This window comes from Cyclobacteriaceae bacterium, assembly GCA_030584025.1.
Lineage (GTDB): Bacteria > Bacteroidota > Bacteroidia > Cytophagales > Cyclobacteriaceae > UBA2336.
Window position 1 is genome coordinate 3,999,210 of sequence record CP129487.1, and the last position, 22,491, is coordinate 4,021,700.

The 22,491-nt window shown below is 44.9% G+C and carries 20 protein-coding genes; 10 read left to right on the plus strand and 10 right to left on the minus strand.

Annotated features, from left to right (window positions below; translation table 11 throughout):
• Positions 1–22 precede the first annotated feature (22 nt).
• Both QY309_18125 and QY309_18130 read right to left on the minus strand, forming a co-directional pair.
• Positions 23–1,312 carry an aminotransferase class V-fold PLP-dependent enzyme gene (locus tag QY309_18125; protein ID WKZ59764.1) on the minus strand — a complete coding sequence of 430 codons (1,290 nt, stop codon included), beginning with the start codon at positions 1,310–1,312 and terminating at the stop codon, positions 23–25.
• A 73-nt stretch (positions 1,313–1,385) separates the two neighbouring features.
• Positions 1,386–1,925 (minus strand): ATP-binding protein, encoded by a 540-nt coding sequence (locus QY309_18130; GenBank protein ID WKZ59765.1) that lies wholly within the window; start codon positions 1,923–1,925, stop codon positions 1,386–1,388.
• Positions 1,926–1,992: 67 nt separating this feature from the next.
• Between QY309_18130 and QY309_18135 the strand changes: the two genes are divergently transcribed.
• Both QY309_18135 and QY309_18140 read left to right on the plus strand, forming a co-directional pair.
• Positions 1,993–3,453, plus strand: a complete 1,461-nt coding sequence (locus QY309_18135; protein ID WKZ59766.1) for an NAD(P)/FAD-dependent oxidoreductase — start codon at positions 1,993–1,995, stop codon at positions 3,451–3,453.
• 38 nt (positions 3,454–3,491) lie between these two features.
• A complete protein-coding gene (locus QY309_18140) occupies positions 3,492–4,229 on the plus strand; it encodes a VIT1/CCC1 transporter family protein (protein ID WKZ59767.1) in 738 nt (245 codons plus the stop codon).
• Between the two features lie 2 nt (positions 4,230–4,231).
• Here QY309_18140 and QY309_18145 read toward each other — a convergent pair whose 3' ends face one another.
• The 6 genes from QY309_18145 to QY309_18170 form a co-directional block, all read right to left on the minus strand.
• The gene (locus tag QY309_18145) at positions 4,232–5,686 is read right to left on the minus strand and encodes a TolC family protein (protein WKZ59768.1); all 1,455 of its coding nucleotides are present in this window, start codon (positions 5,684–5,686) and stop codon (positions 4,232–4,234) included.
• Positions 5,673–6,971 (minus strand): HlyD family efflux transporter periplasmic adaptor subunit, encoded by a 1,299-nt coding sequence (locus QY309_18150; protein WKZ59769.1) that lies wholly within the window; start codon positions 6,969–6,971, stop codon positions 5,673–5,675. The genes QY309_18145 and QY309_18150 overlap by 14 nt, the downstream gene beginning before the upstream one ends.
• Position 6,972: 1 nt before the next feature.
• On the minus strand, positions 6,973–9,150 hold the full coding sequence (locus QY309_18155; GenBank protein WKZ59770.1) for an ATP-binding cassette domain-containing protein: 2,178 nt from the start codon (positions 9,148–9,150) through the stop codon (positions 6,973–6,975).
• Between the two features lie 3 nt (positions 9,151–9,153).
• Complete coding sequence (locus QY309_18160; GenBank protein ID WKZ59771.1) at positions 9,154–9,831, minus strand: TetR/AcrR family transcriptional regulator; 678 nt, start codon at positions 9,829–9,831, stop codon at positions 9,154–9,156.
• 85 nt (positions 9,832–9,916) lie between these two features.
• Positions 9,917–10,570: a Crp/Fnr family transcriptional regulator gene (locus QY309_18165; GenBank protein ID WKZ59772.1), complete on the minus strand. Its 654-nt coding sequence runs from the start codon at positions 10,568–10,570 to the stop codon at positions 9,917–9,919.
• A gap of 3 nt (positions 10,571–10,573) precedes the next feature.
• Positions 10,574–11,257, minus strand: coding sequence for a septal ring lytic transglycosylase RlpA family protein (locus QY309_18170; GenBank protein ID WKZ59773.1), 684 nt, complete (start codon positions 11,255–11,257; stop codon positions 10,574–10,576).
• Between the two features lie 115 nt (positions 11,258–11,372).
• On the opposite strand from QY309_18170, the gene guaB reads away from it, so the two are divergent.
• The 8 genes from guaB (at position 11,373) to QY309_18210 (ending at position 21,102) form a co-directional block, all read left to right on the plus strand.
• Positions 11,373–12,845: an IMP dehydrogenase gene (guaB, locus tag QY309_18175; protein ID WKZ59774.1), complete on the plus strand. Its 1,473-nt coding sequence runs from the start codon at positions 11,373–11,375 to the stop codon at positions 12,843–12,845.
• Between the two features lie 128 nt (positions 12,846–12,973).
• Positions 12,974–15,034 carry a SpoIIE family protein phosphatase gene (locus QY309_18180; GenBank protein ID WKZ59775.1) on the plus strand — a complete coding sequence of 687 codons (2,061 nt, stop codon included), beginning with the start codon at positions 12,974–12,976 and terminating at the stop codon, positions 15,032–15,034.
• A 50-nt stretch (positions 15,035–15,084) separates the two neighbouring features.
• A complete protein-coding gene (locus tag QY309_18185) occupies positions 15,085–15,423 on the plus strand; it encodes an STAS domain-containing protein (GenBank protein ID WKZ59776.1) in 339 nt (112 codons plus the stop codon).
• Positions 15,420–15,839, plus strand: a complete 420-nt coding sequence (locus QY309_18190) for an ATP-binding protein (protein WKZ59777.1) — start codon at positions 15,420–15,422, stop codon at positions 15,837–15,839. The genes QY309_18185 and QY309_18190 overlap by 4 nt, the downstream gene beginning before the upstream one ends.
• 16 nt (positions 15,840–15,855) lie before the next feature.
• Positions 15,856–17,811 (plus strand): peptidylprolyl isomerase, encoded by a 1,956-nt coding sequence (locus QY309_18195; protein ID WKZ59778.1) that lies wholly within the window; start codon positions 15,856–15,858, stop codon positions 17,809–17,811.
• A 10-nt stretch (positions 17,812–17,821) separates the two neighbouring features.
• Positions 17,822–18,664 carry a peptidyl-prolyl cis-trans isomerase gene (locus QY309_18200; GenBank protein WKZ59779.1) on the plus strand — a complete coding sequence of 281 codons (843 nt, stop codon included), beginning with the start codon at positions 17,822–17,824 and terminating at the stop codon, positions 18,662–18,664.
• Between the two features lie 37 nt (positions 18,665–18,701).
• Positions 18,702–20,015, plus strand: coding sequence for a peptidylprolyl isomerase (locus tag QY309_18205; GenBank protein ID WKZ61724.1), 1,314 nt, complete (start codon positions 18,702–18,704; stop codon positions 20,013–20,015).
• A 118-nt stretch (positions 20,016–20,133) separates the two neighbouring features.
• Entirely contained in the window at positions 20,134–21,102 is a 969-nt protein-coding gene (locus tag QY309_18210) for a MoxR family ATPase (protein ID WKZ59780.1), read from the plus strand.
• On the opposite strand, the gene QY309_18215 is transcribed toward QY309_18210, so the two are convergent.
• Positions 21,099–21,644, minus strand: a complete 546-nt coding sequence (locus QY309_18215) for a hypothetical protein (GenBank protein WKZ59781.1) — start codon at positions 21,642–21,644, stop codon at positions 21,099–21,101. The two genes, QY309_18210 and QY309_18215, sit on opposite strands and share 4 nt — an antisense overlap.
• Positions 21,598–22,458, minus strand: a complete 861-nt coding sequence (locus QY309_18220) for a 3-hydroxyacyl-CoA dehydrogenase NAD-binding domain-containing protein (GenBank protein ID WKZ59782.1) — start codon at positions 22,456–22,458, stop codon at positions 21,598–21,600. Before QY309_18220 ends, QY309_18215 begins: the two co-directional genes overlap by 47 nt.
• Between the last annotated feature and the right edge of the window lie 33 nt (positions 22,459–22,491).

Here is a 22,491-nt window from a genome sequence, read left to right on the forward strand (position 1 = left end):
GAAAAAGTTTTGTTAATGAAAATCAGGATGAAGCAATCTTCAGTACAGCCTCAACAAACCGGTCAAGGTCTTTAGTGGTGGTGTACACGTGTGGGGTTACCCGTACGCAACTGATGTTTTCCCAGACAATTGAAGTGGTGTGAATTTGATGATCGTTGAAGAGTTTGTTCATAACATCAGCAGGCTCCATGCCATCAACAGAGAAAGTGCCCAATGCACAGGCGTACTCCGGTTTCATGGAAACATGAAGTTTTATGCGCGGATTCTTCACCACCTTTTCGCACCAATAATTCTTTAAGTACCGCAGGCGTTCTTCTTTACGTTTGCTTCCAATGCCGTTGTGAAAATCAATGGCCTGCCCAATGGCTTGCTCAGGTGCAAAGGAGCGGGTACCCAGGGTTTCAAACTTACGGATGTTGCTGTCGGTGGGCTTGTCGTTTGGGAAGAGGGGCCATAAGCCGGCAATGTTTTCTTTTTTCACGTACAACATACCTGTACCAAAGGGTGCACTCAGCCATTTATGCAGACTGGTTCCATAGTAATCCGGATTGAAATCTTTTATGCTGAACGCCATGTGTGCAAAGGTGTGCGCACCATCCACAATGGAGATGATGTTTCTTTTCCGGGCTTCATCACAAAGTTTTTTTACAGGCATGATCTGGCCGGTCCAGTTAATCATGTGGGTGATGTGCCAGATTTTTGTTTTGGATGTTGTCGCGTTAATAAAACCTTTTACAATCGCATCATCGTCCTCTGCGGGCAAATCAAAACTGATCCATTTGATTTTTATACCATCGCGCATTTCCTTTTGCTTCCATGCCTGGATCATGTTGGGGTAATCCTGCTTCGTCATCACAATCTCATCACCTTTGGTAAGCGTTAAACCCCAGGTTACTGTGTCGAGTGCTTCCGTTGCATTTCGGTTTACGGCAAGCTCTTCGGGTGATGTGCCGGCCAGGTCAGCGAGTTTTCTGCGTACCGACTCACGACCTTTATCCAAAATTTGCCACATATAGTAGGTTGGCGCTTCGTTGCTTAAGTGGGAATATCGGTCAACGGCATCTTGCACTACTTTGGGTTGCGGACTAACTCCACCATTGTTGAGATTCAAAATGGTAGGCGAGACAGTATACGCTTGTGCCATGCGAGCCCACAGTTCTTCGTCACCGGCAGCATCCAGCGGTGACAATTTATTTAAGGAGAACAACGCATCGGAAATATCTTCGGCTAGCGCTTGTTGTGCGATGGGTGTAAGCGCGAATGTGGTGGCAATGCCGGCTGTTTTACGGAAGAACGATCTGCGGGATGTCATGGTGGTTCAGGTTTAGGATAGGAAGTTATCACTTTGACCTGAAAAGAAAAACCGCGTTTTGGTGAGCGGTATTTCAAGGTTGCAAGATGCGATCTATAGCTGTTATTGCTGTGTCTACGCGTTCCGCTCGCGTTCCCCGTATTTCAACAGGAAGTATGCCTTGCTGTTCAAGTTCACGCTTGTATAGGTTGAAAAAGTACTCGCGTTTATCCGGATGTTCGCGTTGCGGATCATCTTCCCACGGAATATCAACGTACGTGAGTAAGTGCAGATCGTACGTACGAGCCTTCATCAGCGCTATAATTTTAGGATCAACCCGACCATATTTATGTTCACTCCATACTTTAATGATAGTAAGGTCGGTATCACAAATGAGTACCCGATTTGCTTTTAGGGCAAGCGAATCTTCGGTAAACAGCTGCCAATGTGCAATGGTATGTAAATCACCTTCAATATAAGGTCTCTCTAACCGGTCAATGTAATTCCGTGCATATTCAGGCACCCAAACGGTTTGGTAATGACTGGCTAAGGCCATAGCCAGATCCGTTTTGCCCGTGCATTCCGGGCCAACAATTGCAATGCGCTTTACTTTTTCTGCCTCGACCGTATTCATGAGCCTAAAATGGGGATATTTTCTTAAAACTCTAATCCTCGCTATCTTTCAGAAAACTAAGTAAACGGTGAAACGCAGAACGGCCATTAAACAAATTGGATTTGGATTGTCAGCAGGACTTGCGCTGCCCTGGCTTTCATCTTGTAAAGAGGATGGCCCCGGCCCTGAAATTCAATACGATGGTGTGGTTGGAATTATCGGTGCAGGAGCAGCCGGATTATTGGCAGCCGATATCCTGATTTCCAAAGGCGTTAAGGTTAAAATATTCGAAGCTTCCAGCCGGTTGGGTGGCCGTGTTTGTTCATTACGAAGAAGTGATGTGCCCACGGAATCGTTAATTGTTTTTCCGGCAGCGCTCCCTTATTCGGATTTTCCGTTGGAGTTGGGTGCTGATCGGGTAATCGGATCGGAGTCACGTTGGAAAGAGATCATTGATTTGATGAAAGTGCCGTTGGTCGATTTTCGTTCGGCCAGTGCCGATGCCTTTTTTATTGATAATGCTGTGTTAGCTGAAGCTGAAGCATTGTTGGATAACGATTTTGTTAACGCAAAAAACTTTCGCGAAGGCTTTGCTTCTTTTACCGGAGGAGCAAACACTACGGTTCTTCAGGCAGCGCAAGGCGCAGGTGTGGCTGCACGCATGAATGCAATTATCAATTCGTGGTTGGGCAATACTTACGGATCATCAGCTAACCGAATCGGAGCAAATGCATTGGCAGAAGCATTAGCCCAGGTTACACACGATGGGAAGGAATTTACATCCAGTACAAATCCATTGCAGGATGTGTTGTTGTCGCGTTATGTACGCGCTGTTTCATCGGTGCAATACAATACAAAAGTGCAGTCGGTGAATTATGGTGGTGAAAAAGTGGAGATCACGCATGCGGGCGGAACAGAAACTGTAGATAAAGTAATTGTGACCGTGCCGGTTTCTGTTTTGAAGGCCGGAGATATTTCGTTTACACCTGCTTTGCCTTCATCCAAAACAGGCGCTATGAGTCGTATTGGTATGGATGCTTCCATGCGGGTGATCCTGGAATTCAAACGAAATTTTTATGGCGAAGATGTTGCAGCACTTTTTGGTGGTGCTGAAAGTCCCGATTATCTGAATAACGCCATTGGAAGAAGTGAACTTAACCGCACACTTTCCATTACCATTAACGGTGAAAAAGCTGAGCAATTTTCTGGCCTGACGGGCGATCAGGTTGTGCTTCAATTATTAAGTGAGATGGATGCGGTGTTTGATGGAAAGGCAACAGAAAATATCCGAAGAGATACAACCGACAATTCGCTTGTGTACACCATAAAGGATTGGACAAAAGATCCATTAATTAAAGGTGGTGTTTCCTATCCATTACCGGGCGGAACAAATGCAGACCGTACAGATTTAGGTGCTCCGGTTGGCGATAAGCTTTTCTTTGCCGGTGAAGCCACGGATGATACAGGTGAGTTTGGAACGGTGAGTGGAGCCTTGAAATCCGGAGAGCGCGCAGCCATGGAAGTTATTGAGGCTATATTGGCGCCCTGATAAATCAGTTAGCATTTTTTTTACCAGTCTAAACGGTAATGTCAACACACGAATCCAAAGAAAATCATTACCACGGCACATCCACCTGGTTTAAGAAAGCAGAAAAGTATTTGCCGGAAATGGTTTATGGCTCGATTGATGGAATCGTGACTACGTTTGCAGTTGTTGCGGGTTCAGCCGGTGCAGGCTTAAGCATTCAAATTGTGTTGATACTGGGTGTGGCTAACTTACTTGCTGATGGTCTTTCTATGTCTATCGGTGCATTTCTTTCCAAGAAATCTGAGGTCGATAATTACAATAAGCATTTGAAAGTTGAGGAATGGGAGATTGATAACATGCCCGATGTAGAGCGCAAAGAAGTTGAGGATATCTATCGGGCCAAGGGTTTTGAAGGTGCTGAACTGGAAATGGTGGTGAACCGCATCACGGCCAACCGACAGGTGTGGTTGCAAACCATGATGCACGATGAGCTGGGCTTGATGAAAGAAGATAAGTCCCCTTTCAAATCGGGACTGTTCACCTTTATGGCCTTTGTAATTGCAGGGGCGGTCCCGCTTGTTTCCTATGTGGCCACGTTACTTAATAAAGTTGACGCGAGTCCTTTCTTTGTATCATCGCTTTTTACTTTCATCGCATTTGTGCTGATAGGCGCAGCCAAGAATTTTGTTACGCAAGCCGGCTATGTGCGTAGCATTGCCGAAACAGTTGGCCTGGGTGTAATCGCTGCGCTTACAGCTTACGCGTTGGGCGATTTGCTGGAGCGCGCCATTCTTTAGCCCTAATTGGTGAACCCTAGGTTGCGTACACCCGCAGCCCAGTATAACAAAGCTTTTTGTTTTTCGTACTCCGACATCAGCTTCACCAGCTTGCTTTGCGATTGGATAAGCTTCTCCTGTTGGATGTTGATTTTGAATAAATCACTTTCTCCGCTTTCGAAATTCAAAATTTCAGCCTCAAGCAATCGCTCGTAATTCTGAACCATGCTAAGCTGATTGCTCATGATGGCCGCGGTATTTACCAGTTCGTTGTGGGTGGCATTGATGTCGTTTACAATTTGGCGTTGGGCGAGATCACGCTCATATGTTGTTCCGGAAATTTTCAATCGCGTTAACGCCAGCTTGGAGCGTTCTTTACGCAGAAATACCGGCATGCTGAAATCCAATCCGAATTTGTAGTTATCTCCTAAATTGAAATTGGTATTCCAATTTGGATCAAACGGCTGATTTAACAAGTTGTAATTAACATCCAGGCGGGGCTTTAAAAATTCAGCAGCAAGCCTCCGTTCATTTTCAAGTTGTAAAAGTTTTACAGCAAGTTTACGCAACTCCGGATGGTTCATGCGGGCTTGTTCTGTAAGTTGCTCCAGTTCCTGAGTAGAAAGTACCAGCATATCGCGATTAAGCACAGGTACTCTATCCGGTGTAAGCATGGCCGGGTTTCCCAAACTATCCCACAGGTAAGTGCTCAACACGATACCTGAATTTTGAAAATTCAGTATCGCCTCCTGTTGTTCAATCAATCGTTGTTGTAAGGTAATTTTAGCTTGCACCGTATCGATAGGTGCAGCTTCACCGAGTTGCGCATTTACTTTTGTCCGGTCAAAAATATCCTGTGCCACAAGTACGCCACGCTGAAGCAATCGGAAATTGTAATAGGCATGGTACCAGTTCCAGTAATCTTTGGCAGCATCCAGCAATAGTTTATTGATCAGTTTTACTTGTTCTGCTTCGGTAAGATCTTTGAAAAGTTCAGCTTGACGCAATGCTGTTCTTCGCTCATCCGTAATTAATCCGCGCCCAAGCGGCAACGAAATGCCCGCATAAAACTGGCGGTAATTGAAGGCATCTGAAATGTATCGTTCAGGGTTCAGAAATTGTCCTTCATTTCGTTCCACGCCCACTTTGGGATCAATCGGGAATACGGTTGGAAATTTCACGGCACCATCAAAAATCTGGTAGTACTCGGTGTCATTGAAATTTTTGTTGAGGTATTGAATTTCAATTTTCGGATCAAAGCTTCCACGTGCCAGGCGTATTTCCTGTTTGGCAACATCCGTTAGTAATTCGGTTTGTCGTGCGATGGGATGATGGGATAGCACGAGGTAATAAAAGTTTTCAATGGTGAACGGACGTGTGGTATCGGGTAGTATGAATATAGAATCCGTCAGGCTTTGCGCCCGAAGCGAAGCCATACCAGCAAAAAGTAGTATGAAAAGAAAATTATTTTTCTTCATCGTTTCTGGATTCTTCTGGTTTCTTTTCGATGATACTATCAAGTGGTGCCTCGTACAGGCTTGGCGGGAAGCCGTTAAGCTGTCGCCAGATTTCGTACCACACCGGCACATCATCCAGCATCACCCACGCTTTTATGCCTGAGCCAACACGCAGTTGCGATGGCCATGGATCATCGGAACGATCGGGAATAACGAGCAAGCGGAACTCTCCCGGTTTTGAATTTACATAGTCGATTACTTTCACTTCTCCACCAAAAGTTCCTACCGAAACACTTGGCCAACCTGAGAATTGCAGCGCGGGCCATCCATCAAACTCAATCCGAACTTTTCGACCGCGCGTAATCAGGGGTACATCCATGGCTTTCACATATAACTCCACGGCAAGGTCTTCTTCTGTAAGGGGCATAATCATGCATACGGCTTCACCTTCTTTTATGGTTTCGCCAATACCCGCCAGCATGGCGCGCACCACTACACCATCTTGCGGAGCGATGATTTGGTATTGCTCATTTCGTATGCGCATGTTGGCAAACTCATTGCGCAGCTTGGCTAAATCAGCGGCCGTATCAAAAATTTCAGCTTGCGTGTTGCTTCGGTCTGATTCAGCTTTGCTGATTTTGTCCAGGTATTCTGCTTCCACACGATCCAATTCAATTTTTGCATTGGTGAAATCAGCCTGAGCACCCTGGTACTTGTATTCAATCTCCTGGTATTTGGTTAAGGGAATGTTACCCGCCTCGAACAGTTTTGTGTTTCGCTGAAATTGGTTTTCAGCGTTCTTAAACCGTACCTCTTCTGCTTCCAGTTTTGCTTTGGCCTGACTGATTTTGTTTTGCATGGCTTCGCGCAACGCATTGATCTGGCGGAGTAACGCTGCCGCTTTTTGTTCTTTCGCCACTAAGCTTTGTTCTTTCGCATTGATTTGTTCCTGAAGACGTGTTAATAATTCGGGATCAAAATATTTATCCTTGATTTCACTAAGCGTAATGATGGTGTCACCCTTCTCAACGTACTCACCTTCGCGTACATGCCAGTGTTGAATACGCCCGGCTATGGCCGACTGCACGGTTTGTGGCCGGTTTATTGGATCGAAGGCTGTTACCTTGCCCGTACCCCGAACGTTCTGCTGCCAGGGTACAAACAGGATAATTAGAAAAATAACCCCAAGTACCACGAGCCAACGCGCCAGAATTCTGCCGGCTCGCGGGGTTTTAATTGCCCTGAGGGAATAGAGCTTTTCCTGCTCTATGATTTTATTCACCCGATTTCGCGATAGGTTTAGCATACTAGTCGAGGTAACGATTTATTTTATTGTCTTTCATGAGTTCATGGAATGTTCCTTCTGCCTCAATTATCCCATCATTCAATACGATTACCCGATCGCAGGCTTCCATAATCAAGGGATCATTAGAAACCGCAAGCAACGTCCAGTGATATTGTTTGTTCACCAGGCAGTTGATCAATTCAACTTTAGCATCGCGTTTCAAGCCATTGAAGAAATCGTTGAGAATGATCAACTCCGGATTTTTTGCCAGGCAACGCGCAAGAATTAATTTGTGTACGGTGGTATTGGAAAGATTTTTTCCGCCACTGGTCAGGTGGGTGTTGAGTCCTTCCGGCAAGCTGTTGATTTCATCGGACAGGCCAACCATACGCAACGCACGAATGGCATCCTCAACACTTTCCATGGGCTTGCCAACAGTAATGTTGTCGAGAATGGTACCGTCAAACAGGTCTTCCTGCGAAATATTCTTCCCGATTTTATCACGTAAGTGCGTGAGGTCTAGATCGCGTATGGAGTAATCGTTAATGGTAACGGCACCTTCAAAGTCTGAGTAAATACCCGAGATTACATTGGTTAAGGTTGTTTTACCTGAGCCGCCCGGGCCTGCTATACATACATGTTCACCGCCCTTAATGTGCAGGTCAATTCCTTTAATCATGAAGTTCGGTTGATCCGGATATTTGTACTTCAGATTTTTAACATCAATGGTATAGCCTTTGGGTTGTGTGCTGCGAGGGAAATCAAGTCCACCAACTTTTTCCAGCGGTAAATCGGTAACCTGCGCTACTTTGTCAACGGCTGTGAGCATATCGTAAATCACATCCATGTACATGATGATTTTTTCAACAGACGTGAGCAGGAGAATGATGATGACTTCAGATGCTACAAACTGTCCAAGCGTAATCTGTCGGTCAACTACCAGAATGGTACCCACAATGAGCAAACCGCCTGTTACCAACGCTTTAAAAAGCAATATGAACGAGAACTGACTGATCAGTACTTGAAAATGTGTTTTTCTGTATTTGAGGTAGTTGTTTACGTTATAGTCAGTTTTTTTAATGGGCAGATCTGTGCTACCGGCAAGCTTGAACGAGTTGATGGCACGCGCCAGTTCCTCCAGCCATTGGGCCACTTTGTATTTGTATTTCGATTCTTCAATGGATGAGCGCAAACCTTTTGGGCCGGTGAGGTAAAAGATGATAATCAGAATGCTGACCAACCCGATGCTGAAGAACACAAAGAAAGGGTGATAGAGTGAAAGCAACAGTAAGCCAAAAGCAATTTGAATAATACCTGAAGTGAAATCGATCAGCAGTTTGGGTAATCCTTTTTGAATGGTGATGATGTCGAAAAACCGGTTTACCAATTCAGGTGCATAGTTGCTGATGATGGATTCAGCTTTTAGTCGTGGAATGCGATAGGCAAATTCCAGTGAGGCTTTGGTGAATATCCTTCGCTGTAAATGTTCCACTAAACTGATTTGAATGATTTGAAGAACTCCTCCGAAAATCACTCCGAGGATCACAATGCCAATAAGCACATACACAGAGCTGAAAAACACACCACCGGAAATCAGTTCCACGGTAGCCTGAATACCAAGCGGCAACACGAGGCTGATTAAACCGGTAACAAGTGCAAAGAAGAAAATGTAATTGATCTGACTTCTTTCTGCGTGAAGCAGACGGATTAATCGGGTAATTGGATTCAGGGTTTTTCCGCCCGAGGTTTCATCCAGCCCGTAGTCACTAACGAGACTTTCCTGCGGAAACAAGACAAAGAAGATAATCTCTTCATGTTCATCTTTGTAAAATTCAGATTGGTCATCAAACGCATCTTGTACAGCCTGGCGAGTTTCAATGGTAGTTTGCATTCTGCGTTTACCAGCCGGATGAATAATCACAGGAATAAATCCGGTTTCTGTTTTTCGGAATGCCAATACAAACTGTTCTTCTTTCTCAATAAAGATTTTAAAATCCTGAGGCGACAGGTGATACTGCAGCATCATGATTTGAATTTTGTTCGCGGCTTCAAACAAGTCGCGTTTGAATTCGGTGAATTCGTCTTCGTGGTACGTGCGGTTGTTCACTTCAACAAAGCGTAAACTTTCCGGATCGTACGTGTGATTGAGCAACAAGGCTCCCTCGCGAAGAATTCGTATGATGTGGTGATTGTTGATCATGGCTTACGGTTCAATGGCTTTAAACGCTAACAGGTTAATGAAATCAGTAAGTTGCTGGTAATGTGTGCTGGGCTGAAAGCGAATATCTGTCAGTGATGGAAGATGTTGGGCATAAAAAAGCTGATGGTTGGCTGATAAAATTAAGGTGCTCACCAACGCATTGGGAAACGGAAATGCAGGATTGATTTCTTTCACCAATCCGGCCACCTTTTTACAAACTGATTTGAACGGAAGAAAAACGCCTTCCTTATTATCTTGATCAACTTGCTTGGTGAGGTACGTTTTTTCGAACTCGGCCATTACAATGCGATTCAACGCATCTCCATCGATGCCATGTGAGTAGAAATCGGGTTTCTTTTCTTCTGTCAAAATCCGCAGGCAAATAGAAAGGCGTTCACGGGCATCAACAATGTTGTTGGTTTCAAAATCAAATTTGAATTCCATCCACGTCCAGTACCAATCAATCAGGTAAAGCAATAGCCTGTGTTTGTTTTCAAAGTAGCGGTAAACCGAAGCTTCAGTCGATTGAATTTCATCGGCAAGCTTCTTAAAGGTAAAGTTCTCAAAACCAAGCCTATCGATGAGCCCAATGCCAGAGGTAATTATTTTTTGGCCTAATTCTGAGGTTTGCGGATCGCGCAAATACAGGTTTTCGTTAAGCCGTATGAGAAAATTAGTCATTCTATCAAAAATAATAGTAATGCTATCATAAACGCGTGGAATACGATTATGTTCCCGAATCGGTTAAAAAATTTTGTTTTAGGCTCTATTTAACCTCAAACTTGGCCGAAAGCATGATCGCATTGCGCAAAAGGCTTACCCGGCCGTTTTTTTCCATGTTTTTCAGCAGGCGTGAAATGACCTCGCGACTGGAATTCAGGTCGTTGGCAATTTGCTGGTGGGTAAGGTTTAAGGTGGTGGTACCCAGTTTTTCGGCCTGGTTGGCCAGGTAAAATTCCAATCGTTCGTCCATGCTTTTAAAGGCGATGTGATCAATCACATTCAGCAACTCTTCGAACCTGGTGCGGTAGGTATCCAATACAAAATAATACCACGAACGATGGTTCTTCATCAAGTTGTCCATGAGTTCCAGCGGAATGGTAATTACTTCCGTGTCTTCAATGGCTTCTGCCAGCATCTGGCTTTTTTCGTGTTTGGTGGCACAGATCATAGAGAGTGCGCATGCGTTTCCTGGTTCCAGAAAGTACATGAAAAATTCGTTGCCATCGTCACCTTCCCGATAGAGTTTTACACGACCATTGGCAATTAACATGGTAGACTGAAAGTACTGACCGGGCCGCATAAGCTGTTCCCCAGCGGAAACTTTCTTTAATGTTCCTGCGGAAGCTATGGCTTCTTTCAACTCGTCATCAAACGATGGGTAATACTGAGAAAGGTATTGGAGAATTTTTTCTTTCATGAACTACAGGCGACTGAATTCAACAATGAATGCATCTGGGAATTTTTTTTGAATTTCAGATTTGAAGTGTTCGGCCTTGACCCGGTTAGGAAATTGCCCCAATATCAGTGCGTAGTATTTTATACCATTTAAAATTTTTACCTGCACCGTCACTTTCTTCTGGTAGGAACTTTTCAGGTTATCGGCCAGGCGTATCAGGTTTACCAGCTCCTGATACGTTCCAATCTGCACACCAAAACCTGAAGGTTTCAAGCGGCCTACCTCAAAATCATAGAACTCCTTTTCTTCAACAGAGACCTGTCCAATTGGTTTTATCGGATCACTTTTTTTTCCATCACCCGGGTCAACAATCTCCACTTTTACTTCAGCAAGTCCCTGGTTAATAAAGCCCAATTGTTCAGCGGCAGATTTTGATAAGTCGATGATGCGACCGTCAACATAAGGTCCGCGGTCATTAATGATAACCTCAACCGATTTGTTGTTATCCAGGTTTGTCACCTTCACTTTGGTGCCAAATGGCAATGTTTTGTGAGCCGCAGTCAATTTGTTGTGGCGGTATTTTTCTCCGCTTGCGGTAGGTCGGCCTTCAAACTTGTCGGCATAAAAAGAGGCTTTGCCAGTCTGCACTTGCGCAAGGGCAGCAGAACAGACCAACAGTAAACCAATTAGGTAGATGGTACGGTACATAGCTTAAAAAATTAGTTATTGTAAAGGTAAGACCATAATTGGTAATTGGCTTATTGGGAAATCAGCAAATTAGGCTACCTTTGCCCGGCAAATAATAGATCGTAAATTATTTGCCATGCCTCCTAAAAATTCCAAGTTCCTTTTTGAAGCCCTCACGTATGACGATGTACTGCTGGTACCGGCATATTCCGAGGTTCTTCCACGCGAAACCAACATCAGCAGCAAACTTACCCGTAACATCCGCCTGAACATACCCATTGTTTCAGCCGCCATGGATACGGTAACGGAGGCTGAATTAGCCATCAGCATGGCCCTTGAGGGAGGGCTGGGCTTCATCCACAAAAATATGCGCATTGATGAGCAGGCCGAGCAGGTGCGCAAGGTAAAGCGCTCACAAAGCGGGATGATCCTTGATCCGGTTACATTGAGTGTGAACTCAACCGTTCAGGATGCAGAAAACATCATGCGTGAGTTTAAGATTGGAGGCATACCAGTAATTGACAGCAATGGCAAACTGTTGGGAATCATCACCAACCGCGACCTGCGGTTTCAAAAAGACTTGAGTGTACCGGTAGAAAAGATCATGACCCGGGAAAACCTGATTACTGCCACGGAGAACATTACACTCGAGAAAGCCGAAACGATCTTACAGCAGTATAAGATTGAAAAACTCCCGATCGTAAACAAGAAAGGTAGGCTTACCGGATTGATTACCTTCCGCGATATTCAAAAGAAGAAAAACAAACCCAACGCTTGCCAGGATAAATTTGGCAGACTTCGTGTAGGTGCTGCCGTTGGGGTTACCCCAGATATTCTTGACCGTGTGGATGCCTTGAAAAATTCAGGTGTTGATGTGATTACCATTGACACCGCTCACGGCCATTCCAAAGGTGTTTTGGAAGCTGCCAAACGCGTGAAACGAAAATACCCTGAACTGGATATTGTGGTGGGCAATGTGGCCACTGGTGAAGGCGCAAAAGCGCTGGCCAAGGCTGGTGCTGATGCCGTAAAAGTTGGTGTAGGCCCCGGAAGCATTTGTACTACCCGTGTAGTAGCCGGTGTGGGCTTGCCACAGTTGTCAGCTGTGTATGAGGCTGCCAATGCATTGAAGGGTTCTGGAATTCCTGTAATTGCGGATGGGGGCATCCGATTCTCTGGCGACATGGTGAAGGCAATTGCGGCTGGCGCGGATAGCGTAATGATCGGCTCCATGCTGGCAGGAACCGAGGAGGCGCCCGGAGATGTAATTATTTATGAAGGAAGGAAGTTCAAGAGCTACCGAGGCATGGGTTCTATTGAGGCCATGGAAGACGGCTCTAAAGACCGGTACTTTCAGGACGTAGAGGACGATATCAAGAAACTTGTACCGGAAGGGATCTCAGGTCGGGTTCCATTCAAAGGCCGCGTTTCCGAAGTTTTGTACCAGATGATGGGTGGTCTTCGGGCCGGAATGGGCTATTGCGGAGCCAAAAACATAGAGGCTTTAAAAAAGGCACGCTTTGTAAAAATTACCAGTGCCGGGTTTATAGAAAGTCATCCGCATGATGTAACCATTACCCGCGAAGCCCCGAATTATAGCCGCAAGTAGCATTCGGAAAAAGGGCTGAAATCGGTCAAATTTCCCTATAATTGCAGGGCCAATCATTACCAGATTGGCCTTTTGCTTTACTACCCAAGCCTCAACCCTATAGACGCGAATATTTATAGATTGACTCCATGCGCCTGAAGGCCTTAACCCGTTTGCTGTTTTTAATATCAGGGATTACCTGGGTGGCCTTGCTGTTTGTTGACCTGTCGGTGGTGTTTAGTGTGCGCAGCAACCTGGAGCCCGATTTACCTACCTGGCTTCCCGGTGTGCTCTTCAATATTTTCCTCGTTTCACTTTATTACTTCTATAAGTTCCGCATCGATCGCGATGAGCAACTCAATTTTGTTGACTTATTGTGGCGCGTGTTTGCTACAGGTTTAGTGGTAACCGTTATTTCCCTGTTGTTCCGGTTGATTGATTATTTACCGGGCACATCCAAACTCACCAACCTGTTCATTTATGTAGAAGCTAACTACATCATCAGCCTTGGATTGATTTCAGGATTTTTGATGGCTTCTTACACGGTATGGAAGCGCTTAATCCTCTATCAAAAATCAAAGTGGCTGCTGCGCCTTTGGAATTTCTTTGAGACCGGATTGATGGTTGCCCTGGTGTACAACAGCCTGGAGTTACCCGATGCTGATTGGGTGTACAATGTATTATTAGGCGTGTTGATCGTTACCGGATTGATTCTATCCGCCAACATGAAATGGGTGGCTTACCTCAACTTCAGGCAAAAGTGGACTAGCCTGTTGTTGTTGCTGTTGGCTATTTTTTATGTGATGTACTTGTTCTACACGACCAACTCACAAGCCATAACCGCATTTGGCGAGGCTCGCGGATTTGTGGATCACCGGTCGCATATCTTTTTTCAATCGCTTTTTATTTTTGTTGCTGTTTACAGCATCTTTTCCTTCCTGGTAATTTTATTCAACCTACCCACTACTTCCGTGTTTGAGCAGAAGCTGGAAGAAGTAGTAAACTTTCAGCGCATCAGCCAATCGATTCAAACGGAGCAAAGCGAAGAGAGTGTATACAACATTTTGCTGGAAACTTCGGTAAGCACGGTGTTTGCTGATGCCGCCTGGCTGGAGATCAAAAACAACGATCATGATCACCGGCTGTTCACCTATCACATCTCCGAGAAGGAGGCAAACGAAATTATCGCGCATCTCCGAAAGGAACATGTTACGGGCGTACTTGATCAAAGTCAGGATAAAACCAAAAATCTTTCAAAGCATTTGGCTTCGTTACGCGGATCGCGTTTTCGCTCCATTCTCGCTTTTCCCATTTATGTTAAAGGAGAAAACATTGGTACGCTGGCCTTGCTGAAAGAACTGGCCGATGGCTTTAACCGGGAAATGACCAAGATCGTTTCCACGTTTGCCAATCAGGCGGGTATCTCCATCGAAAACTTCCGCTTGCTGGAAGAGGCTTTGCAAAGCGAGCGTTATAAGGAAGAATTAAAAATCGCGAAGACAGTACAGAAAAGTTTACTGCCACAGGTGTTGGATCAGCATGATGATTTTGAGCTTGCTGCTTTTTCTGAATCAGCCGATGAAGTTGGGGGCGACTATTATGACACCTTACGCACCAGTGATACGCAGTCGGCCTTAATTGTAGCAGACGTATCCGGAAAAGGAACAACTGCGGCTTTCCATATGTCGCAGATGAAGGGAATTTTCCACAGCCTGGCGCAGAACTGCATAAAACCCGAAGAGTTTATGATCCGGTCAAACCAGGCGCTGGCAAACTGCCTGGAGCGTGGGTCATTTATCTCGGCCACATTTTTCATTATCGATACTGAAGAGAAGAAGGTTAACTATTCCCGTGCCGGACATTGCCCCGTGTTGTACTTCAGTGCCGTGCGCAATACCGCTGAGTACTTAAAAGACAAGGGCGTTGCACTGGGTATGGTGCGTAACAAAGGGTACGAGAAATTTATTGAAGCACACGCATTTGGCTATCAGCCCAACGACATTATGGTGTTGTACACCGATGGGATAACCGAAGCGAAAAATGCGAAGGGGGATGAGTACGGGTACGATCGCTTACTGGAAACGCTGCTGGAAGTGAAAGATCGTTCGGCACGTGAAATACAGGAACACCTGATTAACCGCTTGTATGAATTTACCGGAACAGAAAATATTAATGACGACTACACTACGATGATTGTGAAATTCAAATAGCGCGTGCATCATAGTGAACGGAACTAAAATGAATAATAAACGTTAAAGACATGGTTCAGATTAAAAGAATTCAGGAAGAAGGAGCCGACATTATTGTCCCCATCGGTGAAATTGATGCCAGTTCATCCATTGAATTGGATTTGACCATCGCGAAAAGCGTGGGGGAAGGCTTCACCAAAATTCTGATCGATTGCAGCGCCCTGGAATACATTTCCTCAGCAGGTCTGGGCGTTTTCATGTCTTATATAGAAGAATTTAGCGATAAGAGCATTCAAATGGTGTTGTTTGGGATGAACGATAAGGTGTTGAATACGTTTGAAATATTAGGCTTGAGTGAGTTACTCACCATTGTGCAAACAAAGGATGAGGCTAAGCAAAGGGTATCATGAAGTACAAGTATAAAGTTGGATGCAGCATTGAGAACCTGAAAGGGGTAAGGGATTTTGTGCGCGTGTCACTGTCAAAGCATGGTGTGTCTGATCTGGACATCAGTGAAGTGGTGTTGGCCATTGATGAAATGTGTTCCAACCTGATGATCCATGCGCATCACTGTAACCCGGATGAAATGTTTGAACTTCATGTTATTGCTGATAAAGGCGAGCCGTTGGTATTTGAAATTATTGATGATGGCTCCGTATTTGATATAAACCGTTTTCATGAACCCGATTTGGGTAACATCATTCACGAAAAAAGAAAAGGTGGTCTGGGTATCCGGTTGGTAAAATCCATCATGGATCGCATTGAGTACGAGCAGGCCGATGGAAAAAATATTTGTCGTTTGTCCAAGAAAGTTCAGTTCAAATAATCCATAGTTATTCGTTATGTCCCTGAGAAGTGTTGTAACAGTTCTTTCCGTTTTTTTATTACTGCCCGTACTGGCGCAGAAAAAAGGCAAAGCACCTAAGCCACTGGTTTTATTTTCTGTAAATAACAGAGCGGTGCCTGTAGAGGAGTTTATCTACCTCTACAACAAGAATCACCAGAATCAACCCGAGTTTTATTCGCGCGCCAAGGTTGATGAATACCTGGACTTGTTTGTGAATTTTAAACTAAAAGTGGAAGAAGCGCGCACACGCGGGTACGACACCACCCAAACGTTTGTAAAAGAATTCAGCACGTATAAAGACGAGTTGCGCAGGCCTTATCTGCCGGAAGGCAAAATGCTGGACAGCCTCGTACTCATGACCTACAACAGGCTGAAGGAAGAAGTAAAAGCTTCGCACATTCTTATCAATGTGGGGCCGGATGCATCACCAGAAGATACGTTGAAGGCATTTAATCGCATCAAAGAAATTAAAGACCGCATAGCAAAGGGTGAAGATTTCGGCACGCTGGCAGCCAGCCTTTCCGAAGATCCATCGGCACGAACCAACAAAGGTAGTCTCGGCTATTTCACTGCCATGCAAATGGTGTATCCGTTTGAGTCGGCTGCCTATGCGGGTAAACCGGGCGATGTAGTGGGCCCGGTGCGCACACGTTTTGGATATCACCTTGTAAAAGTTGAAGATCGAAAGCCGGCACGTGGTGAAGTGGAGGTGTCGCACATTATGATTCGTACCGGTGGCGATCGTGATGAAAATGCATCGCGGAATCTGATTTTTGAGATTTACGATCAGGTGAAAGGTGGTATTTCCTGGGAAGAATTATGCAGCCAATATTCAGAGGATGGAAACTCGAAAAACAATGGTGGTCGTTTACGCCCGTTTGGGGTAGGTGCCATGAATGCCGCACCGGAGTTTGATGCCGTAGCGTTTTCCTTGCAAACCCCAGGCGAAATTTCCGATCCGTTTAAAACGGCTTTCGGGTGGCACATTGTGCGACTAGAGAAAAAAATTCCGTTACCCTCATTTGAAGAATTGTCAGCATCGCTAAAGGTCCGCGTGCAGCGCGATGAACGCGTGCAAGTTTCACGTAAAGCATTGGTGGAGCGACTGAAAAAGGAAATGGCATTTAAGGAAAATGCGGATGTGAAAACAAAAATTTTTACGCGTGCCGATACATCCTTAACCAAAGGAAAGTGGAGTGTTACCGCATGGACCGGAAATGAAATTCTTTTCAACCTGAAATCCGGACCGGTTTCTGCAGCGAAGTTTGTCACATACGTCAATCAGCAACAGCGTGCAACACAAGCTACACCACAGCAGTATATCGGTCAGTTGTACGATTTATTTGTTGAGTCGGAAATCAACCAATCGTATGAAGAACAACTGGTACGTGCCAATCCGGATTACGAATTTTTATTACGCGAATATTATGAAGGCATTCTCTTGTTCGACATTATGGAAAGAGAAGTATGGAATAAAGCCAGTGAGGATTCCATCGGTCAGCGAAACTATTTTGAAGCGCACGCAGGTAAATACGTAGCCGAAGAACGAGTGTCGGCCGATTTGTTTTCAGCGACTTCATCAGAACCGTTGGAACTGATTAAACAGGCCCTCAACATAGCCGATTCAGCCGCGATTGAAGAATTACTAAAATCGCGGAAAGCCAGAAGGGAAACCGGAGTGTTTCAAAAGGATGACCGGCCGGTATTGGCTAAAATAGCCTGGGCGGAAGGCCTGCACACCGCAGAAAACAATGGAATGTATTACCTTGTGCGGATTTTGAAACGCGTACCCCCAGGACCCATGACCTTTGAGGAGGCCCGGGCTTCGGTAATAGCCGATTATCAGGCATACCTGGAGAAAAAGTGGATTGATGACTTAAAAAAGAAGTACACGGTTAAGATTAATGAGAAGGGGAAACAACATATTTATAAGAAGCTGGTTCGGTCTTAGTGTGGTGGCCATGCTACTGCTGTCCGGGTGCGATCTTATTCAATTTAAGAAGGAGACCACAACCCAGGATCCTGAGCGCGTGCCGGTAGCCCGCGTAAACCGCGCATTTTTATACAAAGATGAACTGGCTGGAATTGTGCCCATCGGGGCCACCCAAGAGGATAGCACCGTGCGCATGGAGGCCTATATCAATAGTTGGATACGCAAGCAACTTCTGCTTCAGGAAGCTGCCCGAAAAATCGACATCAATGAGGCTGAAGTGGAGCGGAAAATTCTCGATTATCGCTATAGCCTGATCGCCTACGAATACCAGGCATTTTATATCAAGCAAAACCTGGATACAGCCATTAACGCTCCCGAAATTGAGCAATACTATAAGGATAACCTGGACAACTTTATTCTTAAGCAGAACATCGTAAGGGCAACATTCATTAAAGTGCCAAAATCAGCTCCTCGAACGAACAAGATCAAAGACCTGATTTTTTCCACGAAGGAAAAAGATCAGGACGAGCTCAAATCCTATTGCCTGAGTTTTTCAACGGCTTATCATTTGGTTGACTCGACCTGGATGGTGTTCGATGAATTGGTGAAGAACTCTCCATTGGTGGAGATTCCGAATAAAATCCAGTTTTTGAAAGCAAACCCGTACTATGAAACATCGGATGATGCGTATTTGTATTTTCTTCAGGTGAAAGAATACCGCATTTCAGACAATATTTCACCGTTGGAATTCGTACGGGATGATATACGGACCATTATTTTGAATAAACGCAAAGTAGCTCTGGCTAAGCAATTGGAAGATGAAATCTATAACACAGCGATACTGGAAAAGGAATTTGAAATTATTAAGTAACGATACAGTGAGACGGCAATTTATTTATACTGTTTTGATGGTACTGTTTTTCAGTACTTCGGCATTGGCACAAGATGAGGAAACGGGTTTTGTAGTGGATAAGATCATTGCCAAAGTCGACAATTACATTGTGTTAAAATCTGAATTGGATAAGGCATTTCTCGAGTATGTTTCCAATGGAGGAAACTCGTCACCCGAAGTGCGCTGCCAGTTTTTAGCCATGTTGCTTCGTAACAAGCTGATGATGGCCAAGGCAGAAATTGACTCGGTTGTGGTGGCCGATTCGGAAGTGGATGCCAACACCAAACGCAGAATGGAAATGATTCTGTCGCAGTATGGTGGTTCTCCGGTTGACCTGGAGAATAAATTCGGTAAAACGCTTGAGCAGATTCAGATAGAATTACGCGATCAGATACGCGAACAAATGGTGGTGAATGAAATGCAGAATGTGATCACCAAAGACATTGCCGTTACACCTAATGAAGTACGAAAGTTTTTCAATCGCATACCCAAAGACAGTTTGCCCTACTTTTCAGCCGAAGCAGAAGTTGCTCAAATTGTAAAGATTGCCGAGGTAAGTGAAAGTCAGAAGGAAATTACCAAACGTGAGTTGATGGAAATCCGCGACCGGATTTTAGGTGGAGAAAACTTCAATGAACTCGCGCGAAAGTATTCGGCTGACCCTAGTGTAACATCGAACAACGGAGAAATGGGATTTGTCGGTCGTGGTATGATGGTGCCCGAGTATGAAGCAGCGTCTTTCAAAATGAAACCCGGTGAAATCTCCATGCCGGTAGAAACGGCTTTTGGTTTTCACATCATTCAATTGATTGAGCGAAGGGGTAATGAATACAATACGCGCCACATCTTGATGTCGCCCACGCCTTCTGCAGAAGATTTGGACAGAGCCAAGCATTTCCTTGACAGCATTCGAACCATGATTGTGAATGAAGAAATAACCTTTCAAAAAGCAGCCAAAGAGTATTCGGATGATGTGGAGACAAAGGGGAGCGGAGGATTTTTTCTTGATGCAGACGGAGGAACCCGCATAGCCGTTGATGAACTTGACCCGGTGGTTTTCTTTGCCATAGATTCCATGGAGGTTGGTAAAATTTCCAAACCGTTGGTGTACCGAACCGATAGGGTTAAAGAAGCCGTTCGTATTCTGTATTACAAATCGCGTACGGCACCGCATATGGCATCGTTGAAGGACGACTGGCAGCGCATCCAAAACGCCACACTAAACCAAAAACAGAACCAGGCACTTGAAAAGTGGTTCGATAAGGCCCGGCAGGATGTATTCATCAGCATTGATCCGTCTTACAATTATTGTGGTATATTGGATGAGTGACGTTCGTTCGTGTAAAAAATAAGCCTTTGCTTAAGCCGGAACGTTACATTTGAAAGGGCTGCATTCAAAGATAAGTGCGTAACCCGTATTGTTGAACCGTTGAATTTTGAACGAACGTATGAGCCGATTTTCTTCTGATGTTGAAGCAGCCGATGCACTGGCGCAAACCTATAAGAATCTTTCAAAAGAAATCTCCAAGGTAATTATCGGGCAAGATGAAGTGGTACGCTTTGTACTCACCGGCATTTTTTGCCAGGGTCACTCGTTACTGGTAGGCGTACCGGGGTTGGCCAAAACCTTGTTGGTGCACACCATTGCTACTGCACTCGACTTGCAGTTTAAGCGCATTCAGTTCACGCCCGACTTAATGCCTTCGGATATTGTTGGAGCTGAAACCATGGACAAGGAGCGCAACTTCAAATTTGTGAAGGGCCCCGTGTTTGCCAACATTGTATTGGCCGATGAGATAAACCGAACTCCGCCCAAAACACAAGCTGCCTTACTGGAGTCGATGCAGGAGTATGCCGTTACCATAGGTGGTCAGCGTTATGAATTGCCTCGCCCGTTTTTTGTACTGGCAACCCAAAACCCAATTGAGCAGGAGGGAACGTATCCGTTGCCTGAAGCCCAACTCGACCGCTTCATGTTTGATATACAACTCACCTATCCTTCGTTTGCTGATGAAGTGGAGGTGGTAAAAAGTACGACTACGGATGAACCGCGTACGGTAAATAAAATTCTTTCAGCTGAAGATATCATGGAATACCAACACCTGGTACGCAGAGTACCCGTTCCGGATAATGTGATTGAATATGCGGTGCGGTTAGCGAATAAAACCCGGCCGAACACCGCTGGTGCATCGCCTATGGCTAACGAATATTTAGAGTGGGGTGCGGGTCCGCGGGCTTCACAATTTTTAATTTTGGGAGCGAAGTGCAACGCGTTACTCAACGGAAAATACTCTCCTGATATAGAAGATGTGCGTGCCATTGCCAAGCCGGTGTTGCGTCACCGCATTGTACGCAATTTCAAAGCCGAAGCAGAAGGCATTACCATTGATGCGCTGATTGAGAAGTTGATGGATTAATTAATAACCTCATCTGTAATCGTTAGCTCAGTTCCGTTTAAAATGGTTTCATATTGACGTAGTGGACGCCAGGCGATACCACCGATCGGGTTGCCATCCCAATTGAACATTGAACCGCAACAGACATCTTCCAAATAAAGTGTAGAATTGTGAATATTGACTGTTGCGCAAGCTTCATTAGGCTGATAAGTACAATTAGTTTCAAAGGCGTAGTACGTTGAAATATCTTTTCTATATACGATTATTCCCCTTACTCCTCGATCAGGATATGACAAACTGAGATCACGAAATCCTCCAACAGTTGATAAACTGGTATTTTCAGGTAACGAAAGATTCAGTACAAGATCCTCGAATGGTATTATTGGAATAGGAGCATCAACCAATTCATTGGAGCAGGAGAGTAGAAAAGCAAGTATAGTGGAAGTAAGGAATGACCTTCCGATATGAGTAGACTTTCTGGGATCACGACCCTTTGACCGCGATGACTCGCTGTAATTATTTTTTCGTGTAATCATAAAACCCCTTCCCGCTTTTTCTTCCATGGTGGCCTGCGTCCACTTTTTGTTGTTGGATCAGACTCGGTCTGAATTTTCCTTCCTGGTGGAAGGCATTATAAATTGAGGTGGTAACTGAAAAGTTGGTGTCCACGCCAATCAAATCCATCAACTCAAAAGGCCCCATTTTAAAACCTGATGCTTTCAACAGCGCATCAATCGTTTGAATGTCGGTAACATTTTCTTCCAGCAGTTTCAATGCCTCTACATAGTAGTGCCGAGCCACACGGTTAACGATAAACCCCGGAGAATCTTTTGCCAGTACCGCAGTTTTTCCAAGTTTTTCGCAAAATGTTTTTAACGTATCAACTGTTTCAGCATTGGTATTTACGCCTGAAATAATCTCCACCAGTTTCATGATGGGTGCTGGATTGAAAAAATGCAAACCTGCAAAGCGCTGCGGATGCTTTAGTGCTGATGCAATTTGTGTTACCGGAATGGAGGAGGTGTTTGTGGTGAGAATACACGATTCCGAGTTGATCGTTTCGAGTTTGGTGAACAGTTCTTTTTTGATTTCCAGTTTCTCCAGAGCAGCTTCAATAATCAGGTCGGCCTTGAGTTGGTTCACATCCGATTGAAATTGTATGCGCGTCAATACCTGATTGGATTCATCCGCTTTCAGTTTTCCTTTTTCAACAGCAACCTGCAGCGATTTTTGAATCAGATTTTTTGCATGGGCAAGTTGCGCTTCCGCAATATCGTACAACACCACCTCGTAACCCGCAGTGGCACACACTTGTGCAATGCCTTGCCCCATGGTTCCCGCACCTGCAATGCCGACTGTCTGTATTTTTTTTGTCATATAGTGAATACTTTCACGCAAAATCCGCAAAGT